This is a genomic window from Paraburkholderia nodosa (genome assembly GCF_001718195.1).
Lineage (GTDB): Bacteria > Pseudomonadota > Gammaproteobacteria > Burkholderiales > Burkholderiaceae > Paraburkholderia > Paraburkholderia nodosa_A.
The window spans coordinates 103941-127337 of the sequence record NZ_MCNV01000007.1 but is presented as its reverse complement, the minus strand read 5'-3'; the positions used below and the strand labels follow the sequence as shown (position 1 = coordinate 127337).

At 57.1% G+C, this 23397-nt stretch carries 19 protein-coding genes and 1 pseudogene; 6 read left to right on the top strand and 14 right to left on the bottom strand.

Annotated elements, in window-relative coordinates; translation table 11 throughout:
• Window positions 1–132 precede the first annotated feature (132 nt).
• The 3 genes from BFD71_RS14765 to BFD71_RS14755 all read left to right on the top strand — a co-directional run bounded on the left by BFD71_RS14765 (window position 133) and on the right by BFD71_RS14755 (window position 3914).
• Window positions 133–969, top strand: a complete 837-nt coding sequence (locus tag BFD71_RS14765) for an alpha/beta fold hydrolase (protein ID WP_176732888.1) — start codon at window positions 133–135, stop codon at window positions 967–969.
• Between the two features lie 67 nt (window positions 970–1036).
• Window positions 1037–2470 (top strand): catalase, encoded by a 1434-nt coding sequence (locus tag BFD71_RS14760; RefSeq protein WP_069265017.1) that lies wholly within the window; start codon window positions 1037–1039, stop codon window positions 2468–2470.
• A 79-nt stretch (window positions 2471–2549) separates the two neighbouring features.
• The gene (locus BFD71_RS14755; protein ID WP_069265015.1) at window positions 2550–3914 is read left to right on the top strand and encodes a dihydrolipoyl dehydrogenase family protein; all 1365 of its coding nucleotides are present in this window, start codon (window positions 2550–2552) and stop codon (window positions 3912–3914) included.
• Window positions 3915–4414: 500 nt separating this feature from the next.
• Here the strand turns inward: BFD71_RS14755 and BFD71_RS39105 are convergent, their stop codons facing one another.
• From BFD71_RS39105 to BFD71_RS14705, 8 genes are all read right to left on the bottom strand, one after another.
• Window positions 4415–6106, bottom strand: coding sequence for an FAD-dependent oxidoreductase (locus BFD71_RS39105; protein WP_083245264.1), 1692 nt, complete (start codon window positions 6104–6106; stop codon window positions 4415–4417).
• A gap of 167 nt (window positions 6107–6273) precedes the next feature.
• Window positions 6274–7281, bottom strand: coding sequence for a zinc-binding alcohol dehydrogenase family protein (locus BFD71_RS14735; protein WP_069265005.1), 1008 nt, complete (start codon window positions 7279–7281; stop codon window positions 6274–6276).
• Window positions 7282–7319: 38 nt separating this feature from the next.
• Complete coding sequence (locus tag BFD71_RS14730; RefSeq protein ID WP_069265000.1) at window positions 7320–8174, bottom strand: alpha/beta fold hydrolase; 855 nt, start codon at window positions 8172–8174, stop codon at window positions 7320–7322.
• A gap of 40 nt (window positions 8175–8214) precedes the next feature.
• Window positions 8215–8934 (bottom strand): hypothetical protein, encoded by a 720-nt coding sequence (locus BFD71_RS14725; protein ID WP_069264998.1) that lies wholly within the window; start codon window positions 8932–8934, stop codon window positions 8215–8217.
• Window positions 8935–8944: 10 nt separating this feature from the next.
• Entirely contained in the window at window positions 8945–9976 is a 1032-nt protein-coding gene (locus BFD71_RS14720) for an alcohol dehydrogenase catalytic domain-containing protein (protein ID WP_069264997.1), read from the bottom strand.
• Window positions 9977–9984: 8 nt separating this feature from the next.
• On the bottom strand, window positions 9985–10704 hold the full coding sequence (locus BFD71_RS14715; RefSeq protein WP_069264995.1) for a hypothetical protein: 720 nt from the start codon (window positions 10702–10704) through the stop codon (window positions 9985–9987).
• Between the two features lie 109 nt (window positions 10705–10813).
• Window positions 10814–11668 carry an alpha/beta fold hydrolase gene (locus BFD71_RS14710; RefSeq protein WP_069264993.1) on the bottom strand — a complete coding sequence of 285 codons (855 nt, stop codon included), beginning with the start codon at window positions 11666–11668 and terminating at the stop codon, window positions 10814–10816.
• Between the two features lie 36 nt (window positions 11669–11704).
• Window positions 11705–12166 (bottom strand): SDR family NAD(P)-dependent oxidoreductase, encoded by a 462-nt coding sequence (locus tag BFD71_RS14705; protein WP_083245262.1) that lies wholly within the window; start codon window positions 12164–12166, stop codon window positions 11705–11707.
• 116 nt (window positions 12167–12282) lie between these two features.
• Between BFD71_RS14705 and BFD71_RS14700 the strand changes: the two genes are divergently transcribed.
• Complete coding sequence (locus BFD71_RS14700; protein WP_069264989.1) at window positions 12283–13254, top strand: GlxA family transcriptional regulator; 972 nt, start codon at window positions 12283–12285, stop codon at window positions 13252–13254.
• 591 nt (window positions 13255–13845) lie between these two features.
• Here the strand turns inward: BFD71_RS14700 and BFD71_RS39100 are convergent.
• The 6 genes and pseudogenes from BFD71_RS39100 to BFD71_RS14675 form a co-directional block, all read right to left on the bottom strand.
• A complete protein-coding gene (locus BFD71_RS39100) occupies window positions 13846–15366 on the bottom strand; it encodes a tyrosine-type recombinase/integrase (RefSeq protein ID WP_083245261.1) in 1521 nt (506 codons plus the stop codon).
• A 2-nt stretch (window positions 15367–15368) separates the two neighbouring features.
• Window positions 15369–15698 carry a hypothetical protein gene (locus BFD71_RS14690; protein ID WP_069264984.1) on the bottom strand — a complete coding sequence of 110 codons (330 nt, stop codon included), beginning with the start codon at window positions 15696–15698 and terminating at the stop codon, window positions 15369–15371.
• 175 nt (window positions 15699–15873) lie between these two features.
• A complete protein-coding gene (locus BFD71_RS40500) occupies window positions 15874–18039 on the bottom strand; it encodes a hypothetical protein (protein WP_141710669.1) in 2166 nt (721 codons plus the stop codon).
• Window positions 18040–18084: 45 nt separating this feature from the next.
• Entirely contained in the window at window positions 18085–20073 is a 1989-nt protein-coding gene (locus tag BFD71_RS14685; protein WP_069264982.1) for a hypothetical protein, read from the bottom strand.
• A 147-nt stretch (window positions 20074–20220) separates the two neighbouring features.
• Window positions 20221–20397, bottom strand: a pseudogene (locus BFD71_RS14680) (magnesium chelatase domain-containing protein); the annotation flags it as partial.
• A 210-nt stretch (window positions 20398–20607) separates the two neighbouring features.
• Window positions 20608–20865 (bottom strand): accessory factor UbiK family protein, encoded by a 258-nt coding sequence (locus BFD71_RS14675; RefSeq protein WP_069264980.1) that lies wholly within the window; start codon window positions 20863–20865, stop codon window positions 20608–20610.
• 528 nt (window positions 20866–21393) lie between these two features.
• Between BFD71_RS14675 and BFD71_RS14670 the strand changes: the two genes are divergently transcribed.
• Both BFD71_RS14670 and BFD71_RS14665 read left to right on the top strand, forming a co-directional pair.
• Complete coding sequence (locus BFD71_RS14670; protein WP_028201804.1) at window positions 21394–21732, top strand: P-II family nitrogen regulator; 339 nt, start codon at window positions 21394–21396, stop codon at window positions 21730–21732.
• Window positions 21733–21772: 40 nt separating this feature from the next.
• On the top strand, window positions 21773–23290 hold the full coding sequence (locus BFD71_RS14665; RefSeq protein ID WP_069264978.1) for an ammonium transporter: 1518 nt from the start codon (window positions 21773–21775) through the stop codon (window positions 23288–23290).
• Window positions 23291–23397 lie beyond the last annotated feature (107 nt).

Sequence of the window (23397 nt, the reverse complement as noted above, 5' to 3'; positions counted from 1 at the left end):
GCGCGCTCACACAGCGGGTGCACAGAGCGCGCATGAGCATCGTGAGTTGCGACCATTTCAAGCCGGGCCGTTCGGGAATCTCACGGAATGGCCTGGTGCGGTATCTCATTTGCGCAGAGGAGATTGGGCGACGTGAGTCAAAATGAGTTCATTGGAAGCAGCATATCGCAAGCACTGCTCGAAGAGTTGGCGCGCCTCTTCATGGCCGTGAAGCGCAAGGCACCCGGGAGAGTTGCTCCGGACGTCGACACTTTCACACTTAAAGTTCGCGCGCCCCTGGATTGGCTGGACGGACCTGAGGTTGAGGTTCGGGTCCATCGCCGCGGCAAGGGCAAGCCGGCGTTGCTTGTACATGGCTGGCAAAGTCAGGCAGCAGAATTGGACGCTCTGTCAGGCGCTCTTGTAAGCGCGGGTTTCGAAGTCTGGATGCCGGACTTGCCAGGACACGGATATTCGAGCGGCGCTCATCTGAGCCTGCCTCTTGCCGCGTCGACGCTCACCGCGGTTCAGGCGCTTGTCGGCCCGTTTTCTTACGCGGTTGGGCATTCATATGGTGGCGCCAGTGTCGTGCATGCACTGGGACAGCAACTTAAGGTCGACCGCGTCGCCGCACTGGCGCCACCGATGCATTACGGCCATTTTGCGAGGCGCTTCGCAGTCAAGGCAGGACTTCCGGCGTCATCGGTTGCTCAATGGCTCGACCAGCTCTTCACGATGACTGGAACCCATCCTGACGAAATCAGCTTTGAGGGGCAAGTCGCGGAACTGTCGCAGCCAGCGCTTCTCCTGCATGGTACCGACGATCAAATTATTCCATACGCCCAATCCGAGGCCGTGGCCTCTATCTGGCCGACGGTGGTCTGGATGCCGCTCCCTGGTGTTGGGCACTTCGATTTACCCAGCGATCCGAAAGCACTCGAATATGTGACCGGCTTCGGACTTGGGAGGCCTCTCAATTTCACGGAATAGCGCGCGCAGTTGCGCACACCAGCGGAATTCTGGTTCGCTGGCCCCACAAATGCAAAGTTGGAAACAAATGACGGATAAGACACTCACCAATGGTGCCGGCGCTCCGGTAGTCGACAACCAGAACTCGCAGACGGCGGGGCCGCGGGGTCCTGTGATGCTCCAAGACGTGTGGCTGCTTGAAAAGCTTGCTCACTTCGACCGTGAAGTGATTCCCGAGCGCCGCGTGCACGCGAAGGGCTCGGGCGCGTTCGGCACGCTCAAGGTCACGCACGACATCTCGCGCTACACGAAGGCGAAAGTGTTCGGCGAAGTCGGCAAGGAAACGCCGCTCTTCATCCGCTTTTCGACCGTGGCGGGCGAGCGCGGCGCGGCCGACGCCGAGCGCGACGTGCGCGGCTTCTCGATCAAGTTCTACACGGAAGAGGGCAACTGGGACATCGTCGGCAACAACACGCCGGTGTTCTTCATTCGCGATCCGCTGAAGTTCCCGGACTTCATCCACACGCAAAAGCGCGATCCGCGCACCAACATGCGCAACAACGTGGCCGCGTGGGACTTCTGGTCGCGTCATCCGGAGTCGCTCCATCAGGTGACGATCCTCATGAGCGATCGCGGCATTCCGAAGAACTATCGCCAGCAGCACGGTTTCGGCTCGCACACGTTCTCGTTCATCAACGCGAACAACGAGCGCTTCTATGTGAAGTTCCACTTCAAGTCGGCGCAGGGCGTGGAGAACTACAGCGACGCCGAAGCCGCTCAGGTGGTGGCGCAGGACCGCGAATCGGCGCAGCGGGATCTTTATAACGAGATCGAGAAGGGCAATTTTCCGAAGTGGCATTTCCGCATTCAGGTGATGCCGGAAGCCGATGCCGCGAAGGTACCGTACAACCCGTTCGACATCACGAAGGTGTGGCCGCACAAGGACTATCCGCTGATCGACGTCGGCACGATCGAGTTGAACCGCAATCCGGAGAACTATTTCGCCGAGGTCGAGCAGGCCGCTTTCACGCCGGCGAACGTGGTGCCGGGCATCGGCTTCTCGCCGGATCGCTTGCTGCAGGGGCGTTTGTTCTCGTATGGCGACACGCAGCGCTATCGCCTCGGTGTGAACCATCACCAGATTCCGGTGAATGCGCCGCGCTGCCCGTTCCACTCGTTCCATCGCGACGGCGCGATGCGTACCGACGGCAATCTCGGCGCCAACGTGAACTACGAGCCGAGCCGTTTCGGCGATTTCGTTCAACGTCCCGATGCCGGCGAGCCGCCGCTCGCAGTGGGCGCCATTGATCACTACGATCATCGCGAGGACGACGATTACTACAGTCAGCCTCGCGCGTTGTTCCGGTTGTTCGACACAGGTCAGCGCTCGCGCCTCTTCAGCAATATCGCGCGAGCGATGAGCGGCGTTCCACAAGACATCGTTGATCGAGTTGTGACGCAGTTCGAGCAGATTGATCCAGCTTACGGCGCCGGTGTATGGAGCGCGTTGACGGGCGACTGACGCCCGGTCCATTCGAGGTAGATAGCGCGAGCGTCCTGTCAACGGTGAGTAGCTCGCGCTGTTCATTGAGGAGTTGTACATGCCTGATATCAAACATTTCGACTACTTATTTCTCGGCGGTGGCAAGGGTGGCAAGTCGCTGGCGATGGATCTGGCTCGTAAAGGCAAGCGCGTCGCGCTCATTGAGCGGGGAATGATCGGAGGGTCATGCATCAACGTCGCGTGCATTCCTAGTAAGACGCTGATACAGAACGCACGGAACATGCAGGTCTGGCGCTCAATGGCGGCGGAGCCTGACCTGCGTGCGGATATGACGCACGTGCATGCGAACGTCCACGCTGTTGTGGACGGCATGGTTGGTATCAATCGTCGCGCGTTTGAGCAGTCCGGGCTCCAACTCGTGCTCGGAACAGGCCGGTTCGTCGCACCGCGACGAATTCTCGTTCGCCTGAATGACGGCACCGAACAACTGTTCTCTGGCGACGAGGTATACATCAACACGGGAACCGTCGCGGTGATTCCGGACATTCCAGGATTGCGCGACTCCCGGCCAATGACCCATATCGAGGCACTGAACCTGGAAAGTCTGCCGGAGCATCTCATCGTGCTCGGGGGCGGCTATATCGGGCTGGAAATGGCTCAGGCATTTCGTCGTCTCGGCAGTCAGGTTACGCTGGTCCACAATATGCCGCGCGTCGCAATGCGGGAGGACGAGGACGTCAGCCTCGAGATCCAGAGCGCATTTGAGGAGGCGGGAATCCGCCTGTCGCTGGCCACGACAGTCACCCGCATCGATGGAGTTTCAGGCAAGAAGGTCACTGTTGAATTCGATGATGGCGGTTCAATCGAGGGCAGCCATCTCCTGGTCGCAGCCGGACGACAACCGGTGACCAACGACCTCGGGCTGGATCTCGCTGGAGTAGATCTTGACGAGCGTGGCTACATTAAGGTCGACGATAAGCTTGCGACGACCGCAGCAAATACGTGGGCTATTGGCGAGGTAGCTGGATCGCCCATGTTCACGCACGCTTCATTTGATGACTATCGCGTGCTCAAGGCCCGAATCGAAGGGCGCTCGTCTAGCACGGCGTCTCGCATCGTGCCTTACGCCCTTTTCACGGAACCGGAACTCGGCCGCGTGGGCATCAACGAATCGGACGCCAAAGCGCTCGGAATCACTGTGCGGGTCGCGCGTTTGCCGATGATGGCGGTTCCCCGCGCCCGCACCAATGGCACCACGCGTGGATTCATGAAGGCGCTCGTGGCCCCCGATTCTGGGCGCATCCTTGGCTTTACGATGGTTGGCTCCGGGGCAGGTGAAGTCACGTCGGTGGTCCAGATGGCCATGCTCGGAGATCTGCCGTACACCGCAATACGTGACGCAATTATCGCTCACCCTCTGCTTGCGGAGGGGCTGAATCTACTCTTCGCCACGCTTGACTGAGTTCGCTGGAGCGGACATCCCCGGGGCTGACGTGCACGATCTGTTGAGCTGTGCATCTCAGCCCCGGTTGCGTTGAGACTGTTGTCGTGCGTCTTCTTCCCAGACACAACGGTATCGAGCGCTCTCTGGAGTACGTTGACATCGAAGCGAAAATCGATGGCGCACCGGCATTTAACCACGGAAAGTCCACAATGAAGGTGCCCATCGAGCTTTATCGCCTTCGTCTGCCCCATGCCTGAAGTCGAGGGGATCGCGGCATGTTCCCGTACTGGAGCCTGTCCGCGATGGCGCGATTGCCGCGCGCCCTTTGTTGAAGGACCGCGGATCGGCTACGCTACGAGCCCGATTAGGCAGGAGGTTCGCCTCATCGGGCCGTTCAACGGTTTCATGGCCCTCGCGATGCCAACGGGTCGAGAACGCGCTGGCAGTCGCGAATAAGTCCGGCAACAAATAATCGACGTCTCGACGTTTCAACGCTGCAGATAGCGGCAGTGTGATTGTCAGAGAGATGGGATTTGACGTTCGAGATATTGATGAATTTGCGCAACCACTGAGGCTCCATCGCCAACGGCCGCTGCTACGCGTTTCGCGGAACCACGACGCACGTCGCCTGCGCAAAATATGCCACTGACGTTGGTTTCGTGCTCAGAGGAACCGGTGGAGGCCGCTGTCCCAGTCAAAACGAAACCGCCGGGGTCAACCGCTACGCCGCATCCACTGAGCCATTCGGTGTTTGGGTGGGCGCCGATAAAAAGGAACACATGTCCTATCTCACGCGTCGTCCGACTGGATTCCTCGAGAATGTCAACAGTTTCGAGATTTGCGGACCCGTGAAGGGCGGTGATGGTGGTGTTGTAATGAACCTCAATGTTCTTGAGCGTAGCGATGCGTTCAATCAGATACTGCGACATGCTGGCGTTCAGGTTTCGCCCGCGAACAAGCATGACAACGCGCCGAGCATGTGAGGCAAGATAGACAGCTGCTTGACCGGCCGAATTACCTCCGCCGACGAGGATGACGTCCTGTCCAGTACATATCTTTGCCTCAACTGGAGACGCCCAATAATATGCGCCTCGCCCTTCAAAGCGTGCGAGCCCGTCGATATCCGGTCTACGGTATGCCGCGCCAGATGCGATGACCACACTGCGCGCTCTGATGGCTGTCTTGTTTGCGAGCTGCAACTGAAACGGCGACGAAGCGCAGTCGAGCGATGTAACCGCTAAAGGAATCGCGAAGCGGGCACCGAATTTTTGGGCCTGAACGAAAGCTCGTGCCGTAAGTGCGTGCCCAGAAATGCCTGTCGGAAATCCGAAGAAGTTTTCGATGCGCGCGCTTGCGCCGGCCTGTCCGCCGGGAGCTTGTGGGTCAAGTACAACTACGCGAAGTCCTTCGGAGGCGGCATAAACGGCGGTTGCCAGGCCAGCGGGCCCGGCGCCGACTATAGCGACGTCGAAAACTTCATCCGTTCCGAACTCGGGCAGCCACCCCAGGGCTTCCGCAAGTTGTGCTTCTGTGGGAGCGTGGAGAATGACGCCATCCGGGCTAAGAACGATTGGGTATTCGGCGCGACGATGAGACCGCTTCTGAAGGAACTGCGATACCTCCCCATCCACGTCGGCATTGACTACCGTGTGGGGAATATTATTGCGAGAGAGAAAGCCTTGCAGCGCGTTTAGTTTCTGCGTCGGCTCATCAGTCACGAGAACGATTCCACTACCACTTTCGATGAGGCCTACGCGTCTGAGGATCAGAGCACGCATGATACGTTCGCCGAGTTCTGCCTCGGCAATGAGTAGCGAGCGTAGCTCCGCGGGCTGCAGATGTATGGCGCGAACCTCGCCGATTGCATGACCATCCACGAGACACCGGCTCCCGGAAAGCTGTCCGGCTTCACCGACGAAATTGCCAGGCCCCTGTTCGTTGATGACAATCGCGCGATCGAAGGCATCCCGTCGCGTCACCCGAATCTCGCCAGTGAGTACGACGTACATTCCGAATCCCGGATCGCCAATCTTGAACATGAGCGAACCGTCTGGCCATACCCGGACTTCTCCGAACCGCGCGATGCGGGACACTTCGTCGTCGGAGAGCGTCGGATACATCTGCTCTTGACGTGACGAACTGACGGAGCGTTGTGTCGCTGGAGCGGGTGGTTCGCCGGAACGACCATCGAAATCGCTCGGAGGTTGCATTGATAATCCTGAGTCGTAGAGGAAATCGTTGGTTAGTCGACACGGGAACCGCGGCTGGCATGTGGTGATGGTTAGGCACCGTTCGCGAGCCGCGATCCGCATTTAGAACTGGTGGGGCACAGTGACGCGATCAGAACTGGATTTGACGAGGGAACTCATCCCGTCTGTCAAAAGCCTTCCAGGACGATCTTGCCGACGGCCTTGTTGCTCTCTATCTGCGCGTGCGCCTTTCGCAGATTGGACGCATTGACGATTCCGATGTGTTCCCCTAGCGTCGACTTAAGCGTTCCCTCGTCGATGAGAGCGGCGACCCGATCAAGCAAGAGATGCTGCTTGTCCATGTCAGCAGTCCGGTACATCGAGCGGGTGAACATGAACTCCCAGTGAAGCGAGATCGACTTGCGCTTGAGCGGCATCGCATCAAGCGCAGAGGGATCATCGATCAGCGCGAGTTGGCCTTGCGGCTTGAGAAGATCCACGATCTGCTCGTAATATGAATCTGTATGCGTCAGGCTGATGACGTGATCGACTTGCTTGATCCCGAACTCTTCCAGCTGCGGACGCAATGGCTTTGCGTGATCAATGACATGATTGGCTCCGAGCTCACGTACCCAGGCCTGTGATGCTGTTCTCGATGCGGTGCCAATCACAGTGAGTCCGGTCAACTTGCTCGCCAACTGCACGAGGATCGAACCCACGCCGCCACCTGCGCCGATAACGAGCAGGCTTTCGCCTTGTCCGCCCTGCTCCGCAACCTTGAGGCGCTCAAACAACAATTCCCATGCCGTAATGGCGGTCAGGGGCAACGCGGCGGCTTGCGCAGCAGAAATGCTGGTGGGTCGATGCCCAGCGATGCGTTCATCCACAAGCCCAAATTCTGCATAGCTTCCCGGGCGTGTGATGTCGCCGGCATACCAGACAGCATCGCCAGGCTTGAAACCCTTGACCTCCGCTCCAACCGATTCAACAGTTCCTGCTGCATCCCATCCGAGAATGCGCGCGCCAGGTGGCTGCATGCCTTGGCGCAGTTTGCTGTCAACCGGGTTTACGGAGATGGCTTCGATTTTTACAAGAAGGTCACGGGGGCCCGGTTCAGGCTTTGGCAAATCCACTTCGTACAGCGCCTGCGGATCATCGATAGGCAGGCCTGCCTGCGCGTAGACGACGGCTTTCATATAGCATTCCCTGATGATTGAGATGGGATGAGCAAGCTTTATTCGCCACGCAGGAATTCACGTACGTGCGCCGTATAGGTCGATGCGTATTGGAACAGGGCACCGTGGCCTGCGTTCGGATACACTATAAGCGTTGCATTCGGCAGATCTCTTCCGAGAACAAAGCTGTTTTGCGTTGGGATCATGATGTCGTTGTCGCCATTGGTAACAAGTACCGGATGGCCGATCTTCGCCAGCTTCCCACGCACATCGCCCTTCCAGTTTGCCCACGCGATCATGGCCTGTAGTTGTGCCCCCGCTACTTCTGGGCCTGCCGGTAGGTCGCGCTCTGCGCTGCGGGTGTCAAGGCGACTGACAAAGGCGGACGCCGCCGCCTCGCCATCTGCCGTAGAGGGGAAAAACAGGCGCTTGAGTTTCTCACTCATCGGCATGTCGTTATCGGTGTAGATCGCAACGAGTTCGGGCCGATCCATGCCTGCCCCCTCGCCGCCCTCGGGTGCGGTACCCGACAGAATGATGCGTGACACGCGATCCGGCATCTCGATTGCGATTTCCTGCGCCAGGAAGCCACCTAGTGAGAAGCCGAGGATGTGGAGCTTGGGCACCCCGATCGCATCAATGAATTTCATTGCGTGCGCGGCCATTTCGGCAATCGTTGCTGGGACAGTTCCCGTCGAACGGCCAACCCCAGCGTTTTCGAAGAGGATGATTTCTCGGTCCTCGGCAAGCGCATCGACGATTTCTGGATCCCAGTTATCAAGCGTGCCGGTGAAGTGTTGCAGACAGAGTAGCGGCAGGCCGCCGTTGCTGTTGCCGAAACGGCGCATGGCGTAACGGACACCAGACACTTCGACGAATTGAGTTTCGACGCCGGATGAGCGATTGGTATTCACGGGTATTCCTCCGGGGCGTAGGCTACGCCCCTTCAAGTTTTTAGGTGAGACTGATATTGCTCAGGTCGATCGATACGACGAGTGGCTCCGGGAGCGAGGAGCCGTCCGGCAGCCGAGGGAAGATGCGCCGCTTGGTCGGGATGCGGATTCCAGAAACCGTGGTGTAGTCGCTTACGTAGTGCGCGCCGGGTGTGTTCCCTGCAATTTCCACGTCATAGTCGAGACGTCGGACAAGATGGTCCGCGTCGACATAGATTGCCTGGACTTTACTGAATACCTCTAGCGAATCGGGGTAACGCACGACCACCTTGCGCCAGATTTCATCCTGCTCCTTCCACTCGCCCGCGTCTTCACATTCGACGCCGGGCCATGCAAGGACGAACGGCGTGTTCAGATACGTCCACATTGCGCATCCCGCAAAAAATGCGAGCTGCAGTGAGTTCCAGGGCGTTTCGAGCGCGTGGCCGGCGAAGGACGAGCGCGGCTTGTCGGTTGTTTCGACGATGTTCTGCGATTCGTCGAGCAGCGAAATCGTATCGCCGGTGAATTCCGTGCGTGCCGCGAGCGTGCCGAACGGTGCGTGCGATGCCCATTGGCGATCGGTTGCTACGGTGACTGTCGTCTGATCGAGTATTCCACCTTTACCTTTTAGTCCCCACAATGCACCGCCTTGCGTGAGGTCAGCACGAATTTTCGTGAACTTGCGCCATTGCGTGAGTCCGCCATGGGCATCGATGATTGTTTGCGCGAGAGAATTCATGCGAGGCTCCTCAGTGTGTGTGTTTCATTACAAGGACCGCCCGGAAGCGAACGGCACCGCGCATCATGCGGTCATAGGCTGATTGCGCCTGGTGCAGCGGAAATGTCTCGATCATCGGACGGATGTTCCGCTGTTGCGCGAACGCAAGCGTTTGCTCGTTGTCTGCGACGGTGCCGGTCAGTGCGCCAACTACCGAGCGGCCACCGAACACGAGATCTATGGCGTTCACCGTAATGGGTTCGCTGGCGATCGCAACGACGACGAGCTTCCCGCGCGGGGAAAGCCCAGGTACCGTCTCCGACATGCCAGGACCGGTCGGTGCGGTAGCGAGGATGACCTTTGCGCCGCCGAGGCTACGTAGAACCTCAGCGACGCTTTCGGCCTTGGCATCGATGTACCGATGTGCGCCAAGGTCGCGCGCCAGCGGTGCCTTGTCGGCACCACGCGCAATCGCGACGGTATAAAAGCCCATGTTGTTGGCAAACTGAACCGCAAGGTGGCCGAGGCCACCAAGTCCATGGACGGCAACGACGTCTCCAGGCCGAGCCCCAGCGTTACGAAGTGCGTTGAAGGTAGTCAGACCTGCGCAGAGCAGCGGTGCGGCTTCTGCGGCGTCCAGGTCGTCAGGCACGCGAACGAGCCCGCGCGCCTCGGCGATCATGATTTCAGCGTAGCCGCCGTCGACGTTCATGCCGGTGATGACCGGCTTTTCGCAATTTACGATGTCGCCTTGTCGGCACGATGGACACGTCCGATCTTCGCCTGCAAGGAAGCCCACTCCGACTCGTTGGCCGAGCGACCAACCCTCAACACCTTCGCCGAGTGCTTCGATGCGTCCTACAACCTCATGGCCGGGCACGAGTGCGCCGGCGCTTTCGGCTCTTTCAGGCTCAATGGTGGCGCTGTCGGAGTGACATACCCCGCAGGCCTCGATACGAATTCGGACTTGTCCGTAGCAGGGTTCTCGAACGGGGCGCTCTACAAATTCGAGTTTTCCCGAGCCCACTGCGACGGCCGCACGGTACGTGGCTGGTTGGATCATTTGGGTTCTCATTCAAAACGGAAGTCAGAAAGATCAACACCGACGATCAACGGCTCCGGCAGGGCGATGTTGTCCGGGGTGCGAGGGTAGATACGCAGACGCGTCGGCATCCGGATGCCCTGGACCGTGACGTAATCGCTCAGATAACGCGCGGCGGCATTGCGTCCCTGGATATCGACTTCGTAGTCGTGGCGGCGGAGAAGTCCATCTGCATCGAAGTAAAGCGTCTGCACGGCGCTGTGAGTTGCGATGCTCGGTGCGAATTCGACCCGGAGACGTCGCCACGGCAGGCCATCGACAACCCAGGGATCAATCTCCTGCGCCGCCACGCCTGGATGTCGCAACAGGAATGGAGACGTCAGATAGGTCCACATGGTGTAGCCCGCGAAATACGCGAGCTGCGCGTTAGACCAAGGCGTTTCCATCTCGTATCCGTCGAACGACGCCCGCGGATGATTGAGGGTCTCCACGATCGAGTCGTCAGCTCGTCGAATCTCAACGAGCGAGGGGGTATAGATCGAATGATCTGACGATGGCGCGAACGGCTCGTGTGACACTCGTTGTTCGTGAAGATCGACGGTGACACGCGAGTGCGTCAGCACGTTTTCGCACTGTTTGAGGTTCCAGAGCGCACCGGTGTGATGAAGCTGCGCAGACACGCGGCGAAAGCTGCGAAATCGGTCAAGACCGCCGGCAGCCGCGATGGCCTTGTCGATGAGATTTTCCATTAGTAATCCATATTTAATGTCCGAATGGCCCGATCTTCCACTATTTAAAAAGATCGTTCCTCGGGGTCTGTCTAAACTGTGCGCCGCGTCAGCAGGAGAGCTTTCGCGACTAAGCTAGAAATGCCGCGATGTGGGCTGCGGATGCCTGCGGAAATTGGAGTTGAGGTCCATGTCCCGACTGTGGAAATGTGACCAGGTGGAGACTGGGGAGCTGGGCGTTCAAGGCATACCAGTTCTCAACCGGGAATACGATGTCGTGATCGCCACCAATGTGCAAAATCGGAATCGAAGCGGCGCGCAGCGCTTGCAGGACCGGCGGTGCAGGGAAAGCGGGATTTCTAGGGCCTTCACCGAGTTGATCAGCGGCCCAGCTATAGGGCACGTCAGGACTGACGTCGGACGTGCGGGCGGTGAGACGTCGTGAAGCCTCTTCTGCAGCCGCGCGGCTTTGCGCTGAAGTGGGTTCAAAGAAAAGTCTGACGAAGTCTTCGAAGTCGTTCTCGCGTTTTGCCAGCGTGTAGAACAAGGGCTCACCTGTTTTCACCAGCGGCCCGGGTGGTGTGGTCGCGATAAGCACCGCGTGACTCACAATTTGCGGGGTCTGCGCCAATATAATTTGTGCAGCTATGCCACCGATAGACCAGCCACCGATGACTACGCGACCAAGCTCGAGTGCACCGATCAATTCGATGGCGTCTCGCGCCAGTGCGGCGGGGTTGTAGGTGCGCTCGCCGGTGGACTGTCCGAGACCACTGTAGTCAAAGATGACGACTTCGAATCCCTTTGCGGCGAGACTGTCAAGGAACAGAGGATCCCACGAATCCATCGTGCCCCTAAAACGTACGCAAAGTACGATGGGCTTACCGCTACCAAAACGTCGATACGCGAGGCGTCGGTTCGGTAGGTCGGCGAATCGTGTTACCGCGTTGAGAGACGGGGAATCAACATTGGGAGTTGTGCTCATCCGTATTCACCTGGTTGGTCAATCGATTCTGCGGAGCTAAAACGGAAAGGGACTGCCATTCATTCGACCGGCGCTGGTCACAACGACGTTTGAACGGTAGAGGTTGGCCGCGCCACCATTCGACGCGAATTTCCTGACTGCTGCGCAGGACACTTCACACTCAAGTCCTGCGGACTTGATCAACGAATCTGCCTGCGCAGCAGAGAATGCGTTGTCTACGCCGTCGTCAGTAACACTGACAACCAGAACGACGCTCGCGTCCTGATCGATCTTTTCGGCGATCAATGCGACATCGGAGGGAGATCGTCGATCTGCGGCTACGACCTCAACTGCGCGTCGTGTCTGGGTGGTCAACTCCTCTGCGAGTGCGTTTAGACTCGCGCGATCCCGATCGATCAGAATGAGATCGTGACCGTTGGCTGCAAGGTAATCCGCATAGGCCGCACCAATAACAGACAATGCGCCGCTTACCACTGCAGTTCCGCGTGAAGCCGTCATTCTTGTTTCCTCGTTGGAGAACCTATCGACGATAGGAGCCTATGATCCAGGGAAATCACGCGTTTCTCCAACGACATTTATAATCAGGTTTTCGGTCATGGCCCGCGGTGACAGTGATGCATCGAATTGGTTACTTTTTGACTGATGGCTTCCAGGTTATGGCCATCGGAACACAAACTGTTTTCGAGATTGCCAACGTAGTGGCGCGAGAACAGCTTTATAGCGTCACAAATTATTCACTTGCAGGTGGGGAAACCAAGGCATCACTTGGCGTATCCGTGAATACGCAGCCAGCCGACTCTACCGCGGTGGCGGACACGTGGATGGTCAGTGGAATCGTCAATCCGATCGGACGAACCACCGCTCCTGAAGAACTCCGATTCGTCATCGAAGCGTCTCAACGCTCGCGACGCACGGCGGGCCTTTGCACAGGTGGATTTGTCCTCGGAGAAGCGGGTCTTCTCGACGGGCGTCGCGCGACGACCCATTGGGCGTTTGCGGCGGCGATGCAGGAGCGCTGGCCTAAGGCGGAAGTGGAGGCAGACCGGATCTTCATCGTCGATGGTCCGATATGGACTTCAGCTGGACTTACGGCGGCGATGGATCTCGCGCTGGGTATGGTTGAGAAGGACCAGGGGCCGGATTTTGCCAATTCGGTCGCGCGTGCGCTCGTCATGCACCATCGTCGATCCGGTGGCCAATCACAGCATTCTGAAATGCTGGCACTTGCACCGAAATCGGACAGGATTCAGTTGGCGCTGGAATATGCACGAGTAAATCTGTCGAAGCCTTTGCGTGTCGACGATCTGGCAAAGGCCGCGCACTTGAGTCCTCGCCAGTTCGGCCGTATTTTCCTCGCCGAGACTGGCGAGTCGCCCGCCAAAGCCATTGAGCGCCTTCGCCTTGAGGCTGCGAGGAACATGATTGAGCGGGGACGGCATTCCTTGGAGACGATCGCTCGCGAAACGGGATTTCGCGACCGGCGTCATCTGCGAGAAGTTTTTGTCCGCGGATTTGGCGTAGCGCCTCAGTCGTTGAGACGGGAGGCTCGAGGCGATGATGCGTCTCGGTCAGTCAATCAAGACTAGTGGAGGCTGCTATTGAGCCCGTGTTCAATAGCAGCCTGCAATCAATTTGTTTTATTTAATAAGGAAAATAATCTCTTTGTAGTCGGAGCAGCTCTGATCTGGCAGTATTTACAATCGATTCAGCCTGCTTCCTATTTTCTGATGTGCGGTGCGTCGAATGAATAAGAGCGGAAATGGAGCGATAGGTCGATTCAATGAGTCGCATTAGCTCAATGGCAATATCGATAAGATCAAATGATGTCATATCTTCCCATGCCCAATCTATGTAATGGAAAAGGCTTTCAACGCTGGCATGGCCGGTAAAGCATCGTACTCGCTCAAGTGTCGACATCATTCGCCTCCAAACTGATGGCGCGTAGCGAGAGTATTGGCGAGTAAATCGCTAAATGACGAGCTAGTTTGCTAGACATTTCGTCGTCCCACTGGGCCGCCGCCCGCAAGTTGCTGAGCGTGTCGAGATAAGCCCGGTTGATATTAGCTCTTAACCGGTGGCAGGTTCGGCCTATAACCGTCGATCCGATCACTCGCGCGAACAAGATGAAGCGCCTCGACGTCAGTGGGTGGTCGGCTTGGCTGCGTATGAATATCCAACTACCCGGAAGGCTTGGACGCTGCAGTGCGTTGAAAGGCGTTCTTCAGCTCAACAAGGCGCTTCGTGATTTCGTCGACCTCAAGCAGTATCCGATGTGCCTTTATCTTGTCCCCCGTGTTCGCGATTTCGATGCAAAGCTGGTTAAGGCGATGTATCGCTGATCTGATCGCGTCATCCGACGCGATTGCGCTATCGATGCTGGTAAAAACATCCAGTTCCTTCCAGCCGAGATCTATGTATGGGCGCAAGCTGGCAAGCGTTTTTCTGCCAGTCAACTCCACTAGGCGCCCAAGAATCATCGTGTCGTCTGTGAAAGGCAGGCCACCGGTATTGGGATCACAATTTTCAAGTCGGAACGCTTTGATGTAAAAAGCCGCACGACGACTGAGAAAGCGGTGTCGGTACATCGAAAAACATGCGCGGTCAGGTTTTGTTATGCCTGCACGAGCGCGAAGTCGTGAGAACTCCCTCTCAAGAGAAGACGCTCTCATTGCTGCACCACGAATATCTATAAACAGAATTTCATGCTCTTCCGCAAGCGCTCTCGGCCTGATAGAGAGACTCCTGAGAAAATTTTCGCGCGCAGTCAGCAATTGTTTAATTGCTGACGCTAATTCGAGACTGCATGGCAGGGTGCGGACAAACGGAGGGCCCTCTCTCCGCTTCAATGTGGGAATGTGAAGATTCCGCGAGGACAAGATGTTGATATGAGGCTGGCATTTCATCAGGCAAAGTTCGCCTGGCCGTAAACCGGTCTCCTCCATTATCATCAAGGTGACTATGCGTCGTCGGTAAAGATATTCTCTCTGAAGATCGCGAGCTGATGTCGCCGAGGATGATTCAGGCAAAATTGAGCGCTTGCACTGGGTTTGCGGTGCGGACGCGGCTTCCCATAGGCGCTTGATATGCTTGTCAGGCAACGGAGACTTCGGCACCGGTGGTTCCGATTGCGGTCGGTCAGGGTAAGCAAGCGCCTCAATCATCCTTCCGGTGAAATGCTTAATCTTTTGGCGCATAAGCAGAATGCGAGCGTCATCGTCGTCGACTGTTCCAACCAGAGGCTGGCTGAGGTCGAACTGCCTCTGGTACCAAAATAGGAAGCGAATTGATACAGAGATGATAGAATTCACAGCATTTGCGCCTCGCGCCGACCAACCGTCACGCCTTGTTCCTCTCTCTATAACGAGGCTATCTGTAAAGGCGGAAAAATCAGCGTCGTTAATCTCTCGAAATCGAATTTTTTCTTGAGCGCAGTACCGAACGATGTGTGATATCGCACTCGCTTCAGCCCTGAGCGACCCGCCTCTATCTGCATCTGATGTCAGTTCCGCCGCGCGGTGATCCAAGTACATTTCGACCGGAACACAAGGTTCCCCTGATGGCCAGTAGAAAGCGAACCGCGTATAACCTGACCGTTTTCGCGCGCACCAATCGTTTGATGAAGGAGCACGCATAGCGTAGCTTGGAAAACTTATGTTCCGGACAAGCTTGAACAACTGACGCGCTTCCTGGCTCTTCATGCTTACTTTGCTCGTCTTAGATCAAAAATATCGGCATATAAAGCGTGAAGACGCTTAATCTTCTCCAAGCGTTCAGGCTTGTCTTCCGCGAATTCCCTAGCAAGCGTGACGGCAGAATTAAATGCGCGGTACAGCACCGCTCGAGTTTGGAACTGTTCGTCGTTCCGACCGTCAGCGTCGGCTGCGTGTTGTCGCGCGGCGGCCAAGGGGGATTGTGGCAGCTTCACCGCCGGAGCGGATTTCAGCACCAAAATCCGGAGAGCATCAATTTTCTTCCAACCTCCTGTCCCGAAACAATCTTCGGCGGTCCGCTTCAACGTATTCAAAGACATTGGAATGATGCCGTACGTTGATAGGTTGAACTTGGCTAGTGTCGATTGGCGATTGCAGGCTTCCAACAGAGCTTTGGAGGGCGGGTTAGATTCCGTTGTCTTTTGAAGCAGTCTATATAGACTGAGGACGCTTTCCTGTCTGGCTTGTGAGGAGCATCGCGTAGTCCTTCTCGGTTTAGTGGTCGGTTTCATCGCCGTCTCCAATTACGAAAGCTACGAACTCGCCGACGGCACCGTCATTGGATGCGACTTCAAGCGCGTAAATGTTGCCCTGAAAAGCTTCTGTCAACCAATTGTCAAGATCGGATCGAGGAATGGCGCTAATGCTACGAACGCCAAATCTTCGGCATACGTTCAAGTAAAGATCCTCTGCATTTTGGACAGTAACATCTGATTTTCTTTCGACCCGCCAAAGTTCAGCAGATGCAAGCTGGGCCTCCATGGCAAGGAATCGGTCTCGTGGAGTGTTTTTCTTAAGGTAGACAAATATACTGTGGAGCGACTTGTGTCCGGCCATCCACCTCGCTACATCTAATGCGGAAAAGCCTGCACAAGAAAAGAACGTTACGAGGCATGACTTTCTGGATTCGTGTGGCCGTACATACCAGCGACGACCGTATTCGTCGACAGGAAGTGCGACGTAGTCGCAGAATGTTTCCATGCTACGAATCAGGCTCAGACGATTCAGTGGGGCTGCGATGAGCCCCGCGTTGTGTGCAGAGTCGGGCACATAAAATAGTGCGCTTGCTATGAATGGGTCGGCTTTGGGCTTCAGCGTCAAGATGCCATCCCTCAGTCGCCTAATTGCGAGAAGCGCTCGTGCAACGATGTCAGGGCAAGGCCGCGTCTTTTGCGCGAGTTCGTCAAGGACATGTTGCTTCTCTTGGCCGCGTTGGATCCAATATCCGTCTCGTTCCTTGATGCGAAGGGAGTCGATCTTAAGCAGCCGGACTTCACCTTCTCTCAAGTCGCAAGTTTCGATTAGGATGTACAGCACCGCACCTATCAACACATCAATTAGATCGTGTAATCCTGGCCCCTTGCGCAAATGTTCGTGCGGATTCGGCATACTGTCGTGATGAAATACAGTTCCCCATCGACTGATATTGAGCGTAGCTAGATCTGCGGGGATATTTTCGCGAATCCATTTGTTTCGCTTCTCTCGTTTCTCTGTTTTCCCGGTGTCGTTTGGTTTATGGTTGATAATTCCTGCCTCAACAAAATGACGAGCAGCTTTCAGATAGAAATCAATTAGCGGGTCTGCGTACTTAACGATCCAGCGAATTGATTCTGCCGCGTAGGGAATTGCCACTTCGATTGGCATTAACGGCGTGTTCTCGTCCGGGGAGCCCTCGGTATCCGAGAGTTTGTGATACTTGGAGCAATCTACTCGATTACGGGGGCAGCCATGATTGATTTTTGAGTTCGAGCGGGTAACTACGCCAAGCGTGTAGACCAGATTGTGCAGTTTTCCTGCCGAGCACTTCGAATTTCGAGCGTCTTCCAAGAGTACGGTTTTGTGTGAAAAATATTCAGTTCTGGGTTTGTTGACAGGGATCAGAAGCTTTCCACCTGCCTCAAGCAGTTCGGGTTCGAACTGTCTCAAAAATGCGTTGCATTTTTGAGACGTGAGTTGCTTGTAATCGAATGAAATCAGTTCGCAAAGCCGGCTCCGGTTAAGCGAAACGATGGTTTCGCCCCGTATGGGCGTGCTATCGTAAAAGTCGTTGTCACGGAGCCAGTAGATGATAGGCTTAGTTATCGATTCATGAAGCCTGAAAATGTCCTCAATTTCCGATGTGTTGACTGAAGGATCAGGCGGCGCCAAAGAGCAAAGAGTATGCAGAATTCTCCGAGGGAAATGAAGAGCCATCATGCTTCCCCCCTCGATATACTCATAAAACATTGCGTCGAGGCCAACTTCATCAAGTAGCTCGAATGCATGCTCAGCTGGCTTGTAGATTTCCTCATACTCGAAGAGCCATCGAATGACGAAGTGAAGGTTTGTTATGAAAGTCTTGTGGCTCGAATTTGCCCTCACACCCCATGATGGCAATTGGCGGACGAGAAACGCTATTTTTTGAGACGTTTGTTGAATAAGGGCATTTACTGGCGAATCGAGACTGGACCCATTTGGAAGTATGAAGTCCCAACGAATGGTATCGTTGCCGACGGACTGATCGTCCACTTCGCGGGAACGCCGTGTTTTGATTGTCCATGTGGGTACCCCGATGGCCGGGCCTACCAGCCACGCCGCGTGCCACGGCCCCGCATATTCCCCCATATGCTGGAGTGCAGTCGCCACTAGGCGAGCCGCAGCAAGTTCATCAGAGGTTTTCATCGAGACCGGCATAGTTTCCTCAGAAGAAGGAACACGTGGTGAGCGTTACTGTTTCTTTGCTCGCATCATGAGATCACGCCACTGATATGTTTTTTTTAACTCCCTACATCTTTTCAGCCCTTTGACGTGAGCGTCCCTCATCCGAGGATCGCGATCTTCTGGCAACCGGAACCTCGCCAGCTCGGCAAGTGATATGAGGTCGTCTGGGGTGATTCCGCGCAGCCTGCGAGCGACATGTTCGGAGATGGTACTGTTGTTGAATCCAACTTCCATCGCGCATTCTTGGTAGAGGAATAGTGCCGCCATCGCGTTTTCGGATACTGGCAAAATCAATTCGTCAGATGACTCATTAGCCGTAATCTTGTTTGACGAGGAAACCTTGTCTTTTAAGGCCTTTCCGAGCGGAGAGGAGCGGAAGGGCTCGATTTTCAGATTGGATTCGATGAAATCGTGAATCTCGTCGATGGATTTGAACTCGAGTACTTCTGAAAGAGAAATATCGGGTGGTGTGGCAGTCGCGAGGAACAAAATATGATAACGTCGGATCTGACGAGCATAGAAGGACGCCAGCAGTTCTCCAGGCAAATAATGCTCGATAAATATCTGTTTTGAGTTTCCAAGACGACGCGTTGCCGCAAGAAGAGATCCTGTCCTGAGCCATTCGAGTACTCCCTCGGTAGCGCGAACTTTTCTCATATTTATTGTTGTTCCAGCGAACTCCTTGGCAACTGATGGAAAATAATTTCCGATCCACGCACCACCTTCCCTCAGAATTCGCGTGGTATTGACGTATTCCGGTCTCTCAATGAGCACAAGGCGATTCGACGCTGCCGGATCCGTTTTTTGTCGTCTTTCCCTGACCTCGGCTGTCATGTCTATGAGCATACTCAGACACTTTACTGAGGGCTCGTCGAGTTCTGCATATTTCATTGCGTGTGCCCGATTCTTGAGAAGGCTCACAGTAGCGCTGCTATCACCCAGCGCTACTAGGCGTTCACCTTGTCGACTAATGATCTTGGCGTCGTAAAAGGCGGAGCCGAAGAAAATCGGGTGATGAAGAGTGAGAAAGAGATGTGCGTAGCTATAGTCCATTGGTGTTAGGACACCTAACATCCATCGAATTCGCTGGGACTTTGTAATTTTGGGGCTTACGACAGAAGGGGCGGTAACGGGAAAGCCAAGCGTCGGATATGAGGGCAGAAAATCGCTCTCGCTACCTTCGAAGAGAGCTTTCCTCACATTCCCACTGTGACGGAGAAGTCCCAGCAAGACCCCGAGCGATTGTTCGCTCCTGCCGTTCGCTTTGTGAGCACCATTGTTGTCCCAATCACGCCAGAAGCCTGGGTCATCTAGATGAGGCCTTAACTCTGTTTCGTAATCGATCAAGGACATCAACCGTTGGCCGTAGCGAAAATGGGTGTCAATCATGTCAACCCAGCAACAGGCAGCCACCTCCAGTTCTGCGCGTCGCCTTGAAAGTGTTGAACGTATTTCATCCATATACTCTGGATCACTTCGCACGAGGCTGATATCGACCAAAACTTTTTGATGCCGATCGCCAACTGCCCTGATAGGGGCTTCGCCAAGCAGGCGCGGGGCTGGCTCGTCGTCAAGGCGTACTCTGTTGTTATCGTCAAAAGGAATATCAACGCCGGGCGGGATAACTCGTCTGCTATCGCGCAGGAGGGTGAACCAGAACGCAATCTGTTGCCAAGTTCTGATGCGCGTTGCAAGACTGCTCTCATTCTGCTCAAACCACACTTTGAACAGCGCAATAAGATACTGCTGCCATTCGTCGGCGTCAGCGGGGAGCCCGGCGCACAAACCACGCGATCGCATCGCCAATCGCTCCAGTTGATGCCCTAGGTTGCACTGAGATCCGTACGAAAGCTTGTTGTAATGATGAATAAGTGGCCTGACGAGCTTTTCGGTGTCGTCACGGAAAACTTCGATCACTCTCGGGATGTGACATGTCTTCGAGCGTCCGTCGAGTGAGGTGGCCACCAAAGAAGGTATACCGGCCAGAACGGTCATAACTATCACGACTACTCCTTGATAGTAATTGGCCGTTGTCAGAGTGACGTTGTCAATTTTTTTGGGGCTGGAACGGCGAGCCAAGTCGCATGGCTATCCCTAGTAAAGGCGATTTCTGACGAAAAATATAGTCGGGAAAAAATCGATAATGCGCCTCACCGGGAAATCGAAGCCGCAGTTCGAGAGCGCGGCGCGCACGCGCTCGCGGCTTTCGCGCACTTCGAGGTCGGGCAGCCCGACGATGGAAAACGATGGCAGACCGTTGGCGAGATGGACTTCGACGGTGACTTCGGGCGCGCGGCTGCGCACCACGGCAAGCGACATGGGATTCTCCGGAAGGCTCGCATGCAGAAGTGGCGCGCGGTGTACGAAGCTTCGGACCGGGCTTCGTATGTGTTTCGCGCGCCGTGCATGCGCCAGGCTGGTGAGGCGTATGCCCCTTTACGGTTCCATTGCGACCACGCTACGGATCGCTTGCGGCGGGGCGGCAGGGGTGCTGCACTCAATTGCGCACAGGAGTGCGCAAGGAAATGATCAGGAGGACTGGCTAGTCACCGGCAGCTTCTGCTCGAGCTCGGCCACGCGGCGCTCAAGTTCTTCGAGGCGCTGGCGCGTGCGCACGAGCACCTGCGTTTGCGCGTCGAATTCCTCGCGCGTGACGAGGTCCAGCTTCGAAAAGCCTTGCGACAACATTGCGCGAACATTGCGTTCGACATCGCGCGCCGGCGAGTTCTTGAGCAGATCGCTCATGCGCGACTGCAGATCATTGAATACATCGTTAGGTTGCTTCATTCGATTCCCCTTCGCTGCACAAAAGATGTGCAAGTTTTGTTTCGCCTGTGCCCCGCGGCGGACCGTGATCGATCTTGGTGCGAACTCGCAGGGCCACGGCCAGTGTGCGCGCAAGTGGTGCGCACCGCGAGCCCGTGTGCTTCGCGCTGTGGCGCGGCGGGCCATTTCCAGCCGCCATGCGGTGCCCGGCGCGGCAACAATGCCTGAGAACACTGTAGCAACGTTCCCCCCGCCACGCCACCGCGCGCGCGCCACGCTGGCCGTTCGGCCAGGGCCTTGCGCGCCGCGCCCCTCAAGGCGCGGACCGCATTGTCCACGGCTTTGAGCGCGCTTGCATCGAAGTCCATCACACCGCCTTTACGCACGGAGTGCAGCAAATTGGCACGGGTGTTGCTAATACTGCCCCGCGCACCGAACGACAGGTTGGCTCACGGTGTGCCAGCGACGCGGCGAAGCATCACGCGCCGTTCGCCGGGCGCCCGTTGCAGAAGCAGACAAAGGAATGAAGCAAACCACAGCGAGGACTACATGAAACTCATTACAGCAATCATCAAGCCGTTCAAGCTCGATGAGGCGCGCGAAGCCCTTTCGGCGATCGGCGTTTCGGGGATCACGGTGACGGAGGTGAAAGGCTTCGGTCGCCAGAAGGGGCACACCGAGCTGTACCGCGGCGCGGAGTATGTCGTCGACTTCCTGCCGAAGGTGAAGATCGAAGCCGCCGTGGCCGACGATATCGTCGAGCAGGCCATCGAGGCAGTCGAACGCGCGGCCCGCACGGGCAAGATCGGCGACGGCAAGATTTTCGTCACCCCGATCGAACAAGTGATCCGCATCCGCACCGGCGAGACCGGCGCCGACGCGCTGTAAAGCCTAAAGAGACCGAGACAAGAGGAAAGAGGAAACCGAGATGCGCAAACTTTTTATGTCCCTGATGATGGCCGGCTCGCTGCTGGCCGGCGGCGTCGGCGCCGCGCTGGCGGACGACGCATCCGCGCCCGCCGCGGCCTCCGCGCCGGCCACCACCGCTTCGGCGCCCGATGCGTCCGCGGCCGCCCCGGCTTCGGCGCCCGCAGCCGACGCGGCTTCGGCCCCGGCAGCAGCAGCCAGCGCCCCGGCCGCCGCCGCCAGCGCCCCGGCCGACGCATCGGCCGCTGCCGCAGCTGCGGCGCCCGCCGCACCGACCGCGCCGTTCTCGGTCGATTCGTCGAAGATCAACTCCGGCGACACCGCGTGGATGCTGACCTCCACCGCGCTCGTGCTGTTCATGACGATCCCGGGCCTCGCGCTCTTCTACGGCGGCATGGTCCGCAAGAAGAACGTGCTCTCGACGCTCATGCAGAGCTTCGCGATCACCTGCGTCGTCACGGTGATCTGGACGGTGGTCGGCTACTCGATCGCGTTCACGCCGGGCGGCTCGTTCATCGGCGGCTTCTCGCGCATCTTCCTTGAGGGCATGAACTACATCAAGGGCGACAAGGCGACGACGCTTACCGTGAGCCACCTCGCGCCGACCATCCCCGAGACCGTGTACTTCGTCTATCAGATGACGTTCGCGATCATCACGCCGGCGCTCATCACCGGTGCGTTTGCCGATCGCATGAAGTTCTCGGCGATGCTCGTGTTCATGTCGCTGTGGTCGGTCATCGTCTACTCGCCGATCGCGCACATGGTGTGGGAGCCGACGGGCTGGCTCGCCAGCGCCGGCATCCTCGACTTCGCGGGCGGCACGGTCGTGCACATCAACGCCGGTATCGCGGGTCTCGTGTGCTGTCTCGTGCTCGGCAAGCGGGTTGGCTATGGCCGCGAAGTGATGGCTCCGCACAACCTCACGCTCACGCTGATGGGTGCGGCCATGCTGTGGGTGGGCTGGTTCGGCTTCAACGCGGGTTCGGCAGTCGCGGCTGACGGCCGTGCCGGCTTCGCGATGCTCACGACGCAAATCGCTACCGCCTGCGCCGCGCTCGGCTGGATGTTCGCGGAGTGGATCGCGAAGGGCAAGCCGTCGGTGCTCGGTATCGCTTCGGGCGCCGTTGCAGGTCTCGTGGCCATTACGCCGGCTTCGGGTTTCGTCGGCGTGCTGGGCGCAATCGTGATCGGTGTGGTGGCGGGCGTGGTCTGCTTCTGGTCGGCGACGTGGCTCAAGCACAAGTTCAACTATGACGACTCGCTCGACGCGTTCGGCGTGCACGGCATCGGCGGCATCATCGGTGCGCTGCTGACCGGCGTGTTCGCGGTGAAGGATATCGGCGGCGCGGATGGCAGCCTCATCCTGCAAGCCAAGGGCGTGCTCACGACCCTCATCTATAGCGGCGTGGTGAGCTTCGTCCTGCTGAAGGTGATCGACATGGTGATGGGCCTGCGCGTTTCGGAAGAAGAAGAGCGCGAAGGTCTCGACGTGGTGCTGCATGGCGAACGCGTGGAATAAGCGCGCCGCGTTAGACGGTTTGATCTAGCAGGGCAGTAAGCAGCGACCTGGGCCCGCCTTTTCGGCGGGCCCTTTTCTTTTGCGCGCTGCGGCGCCGGGTGTGGGCT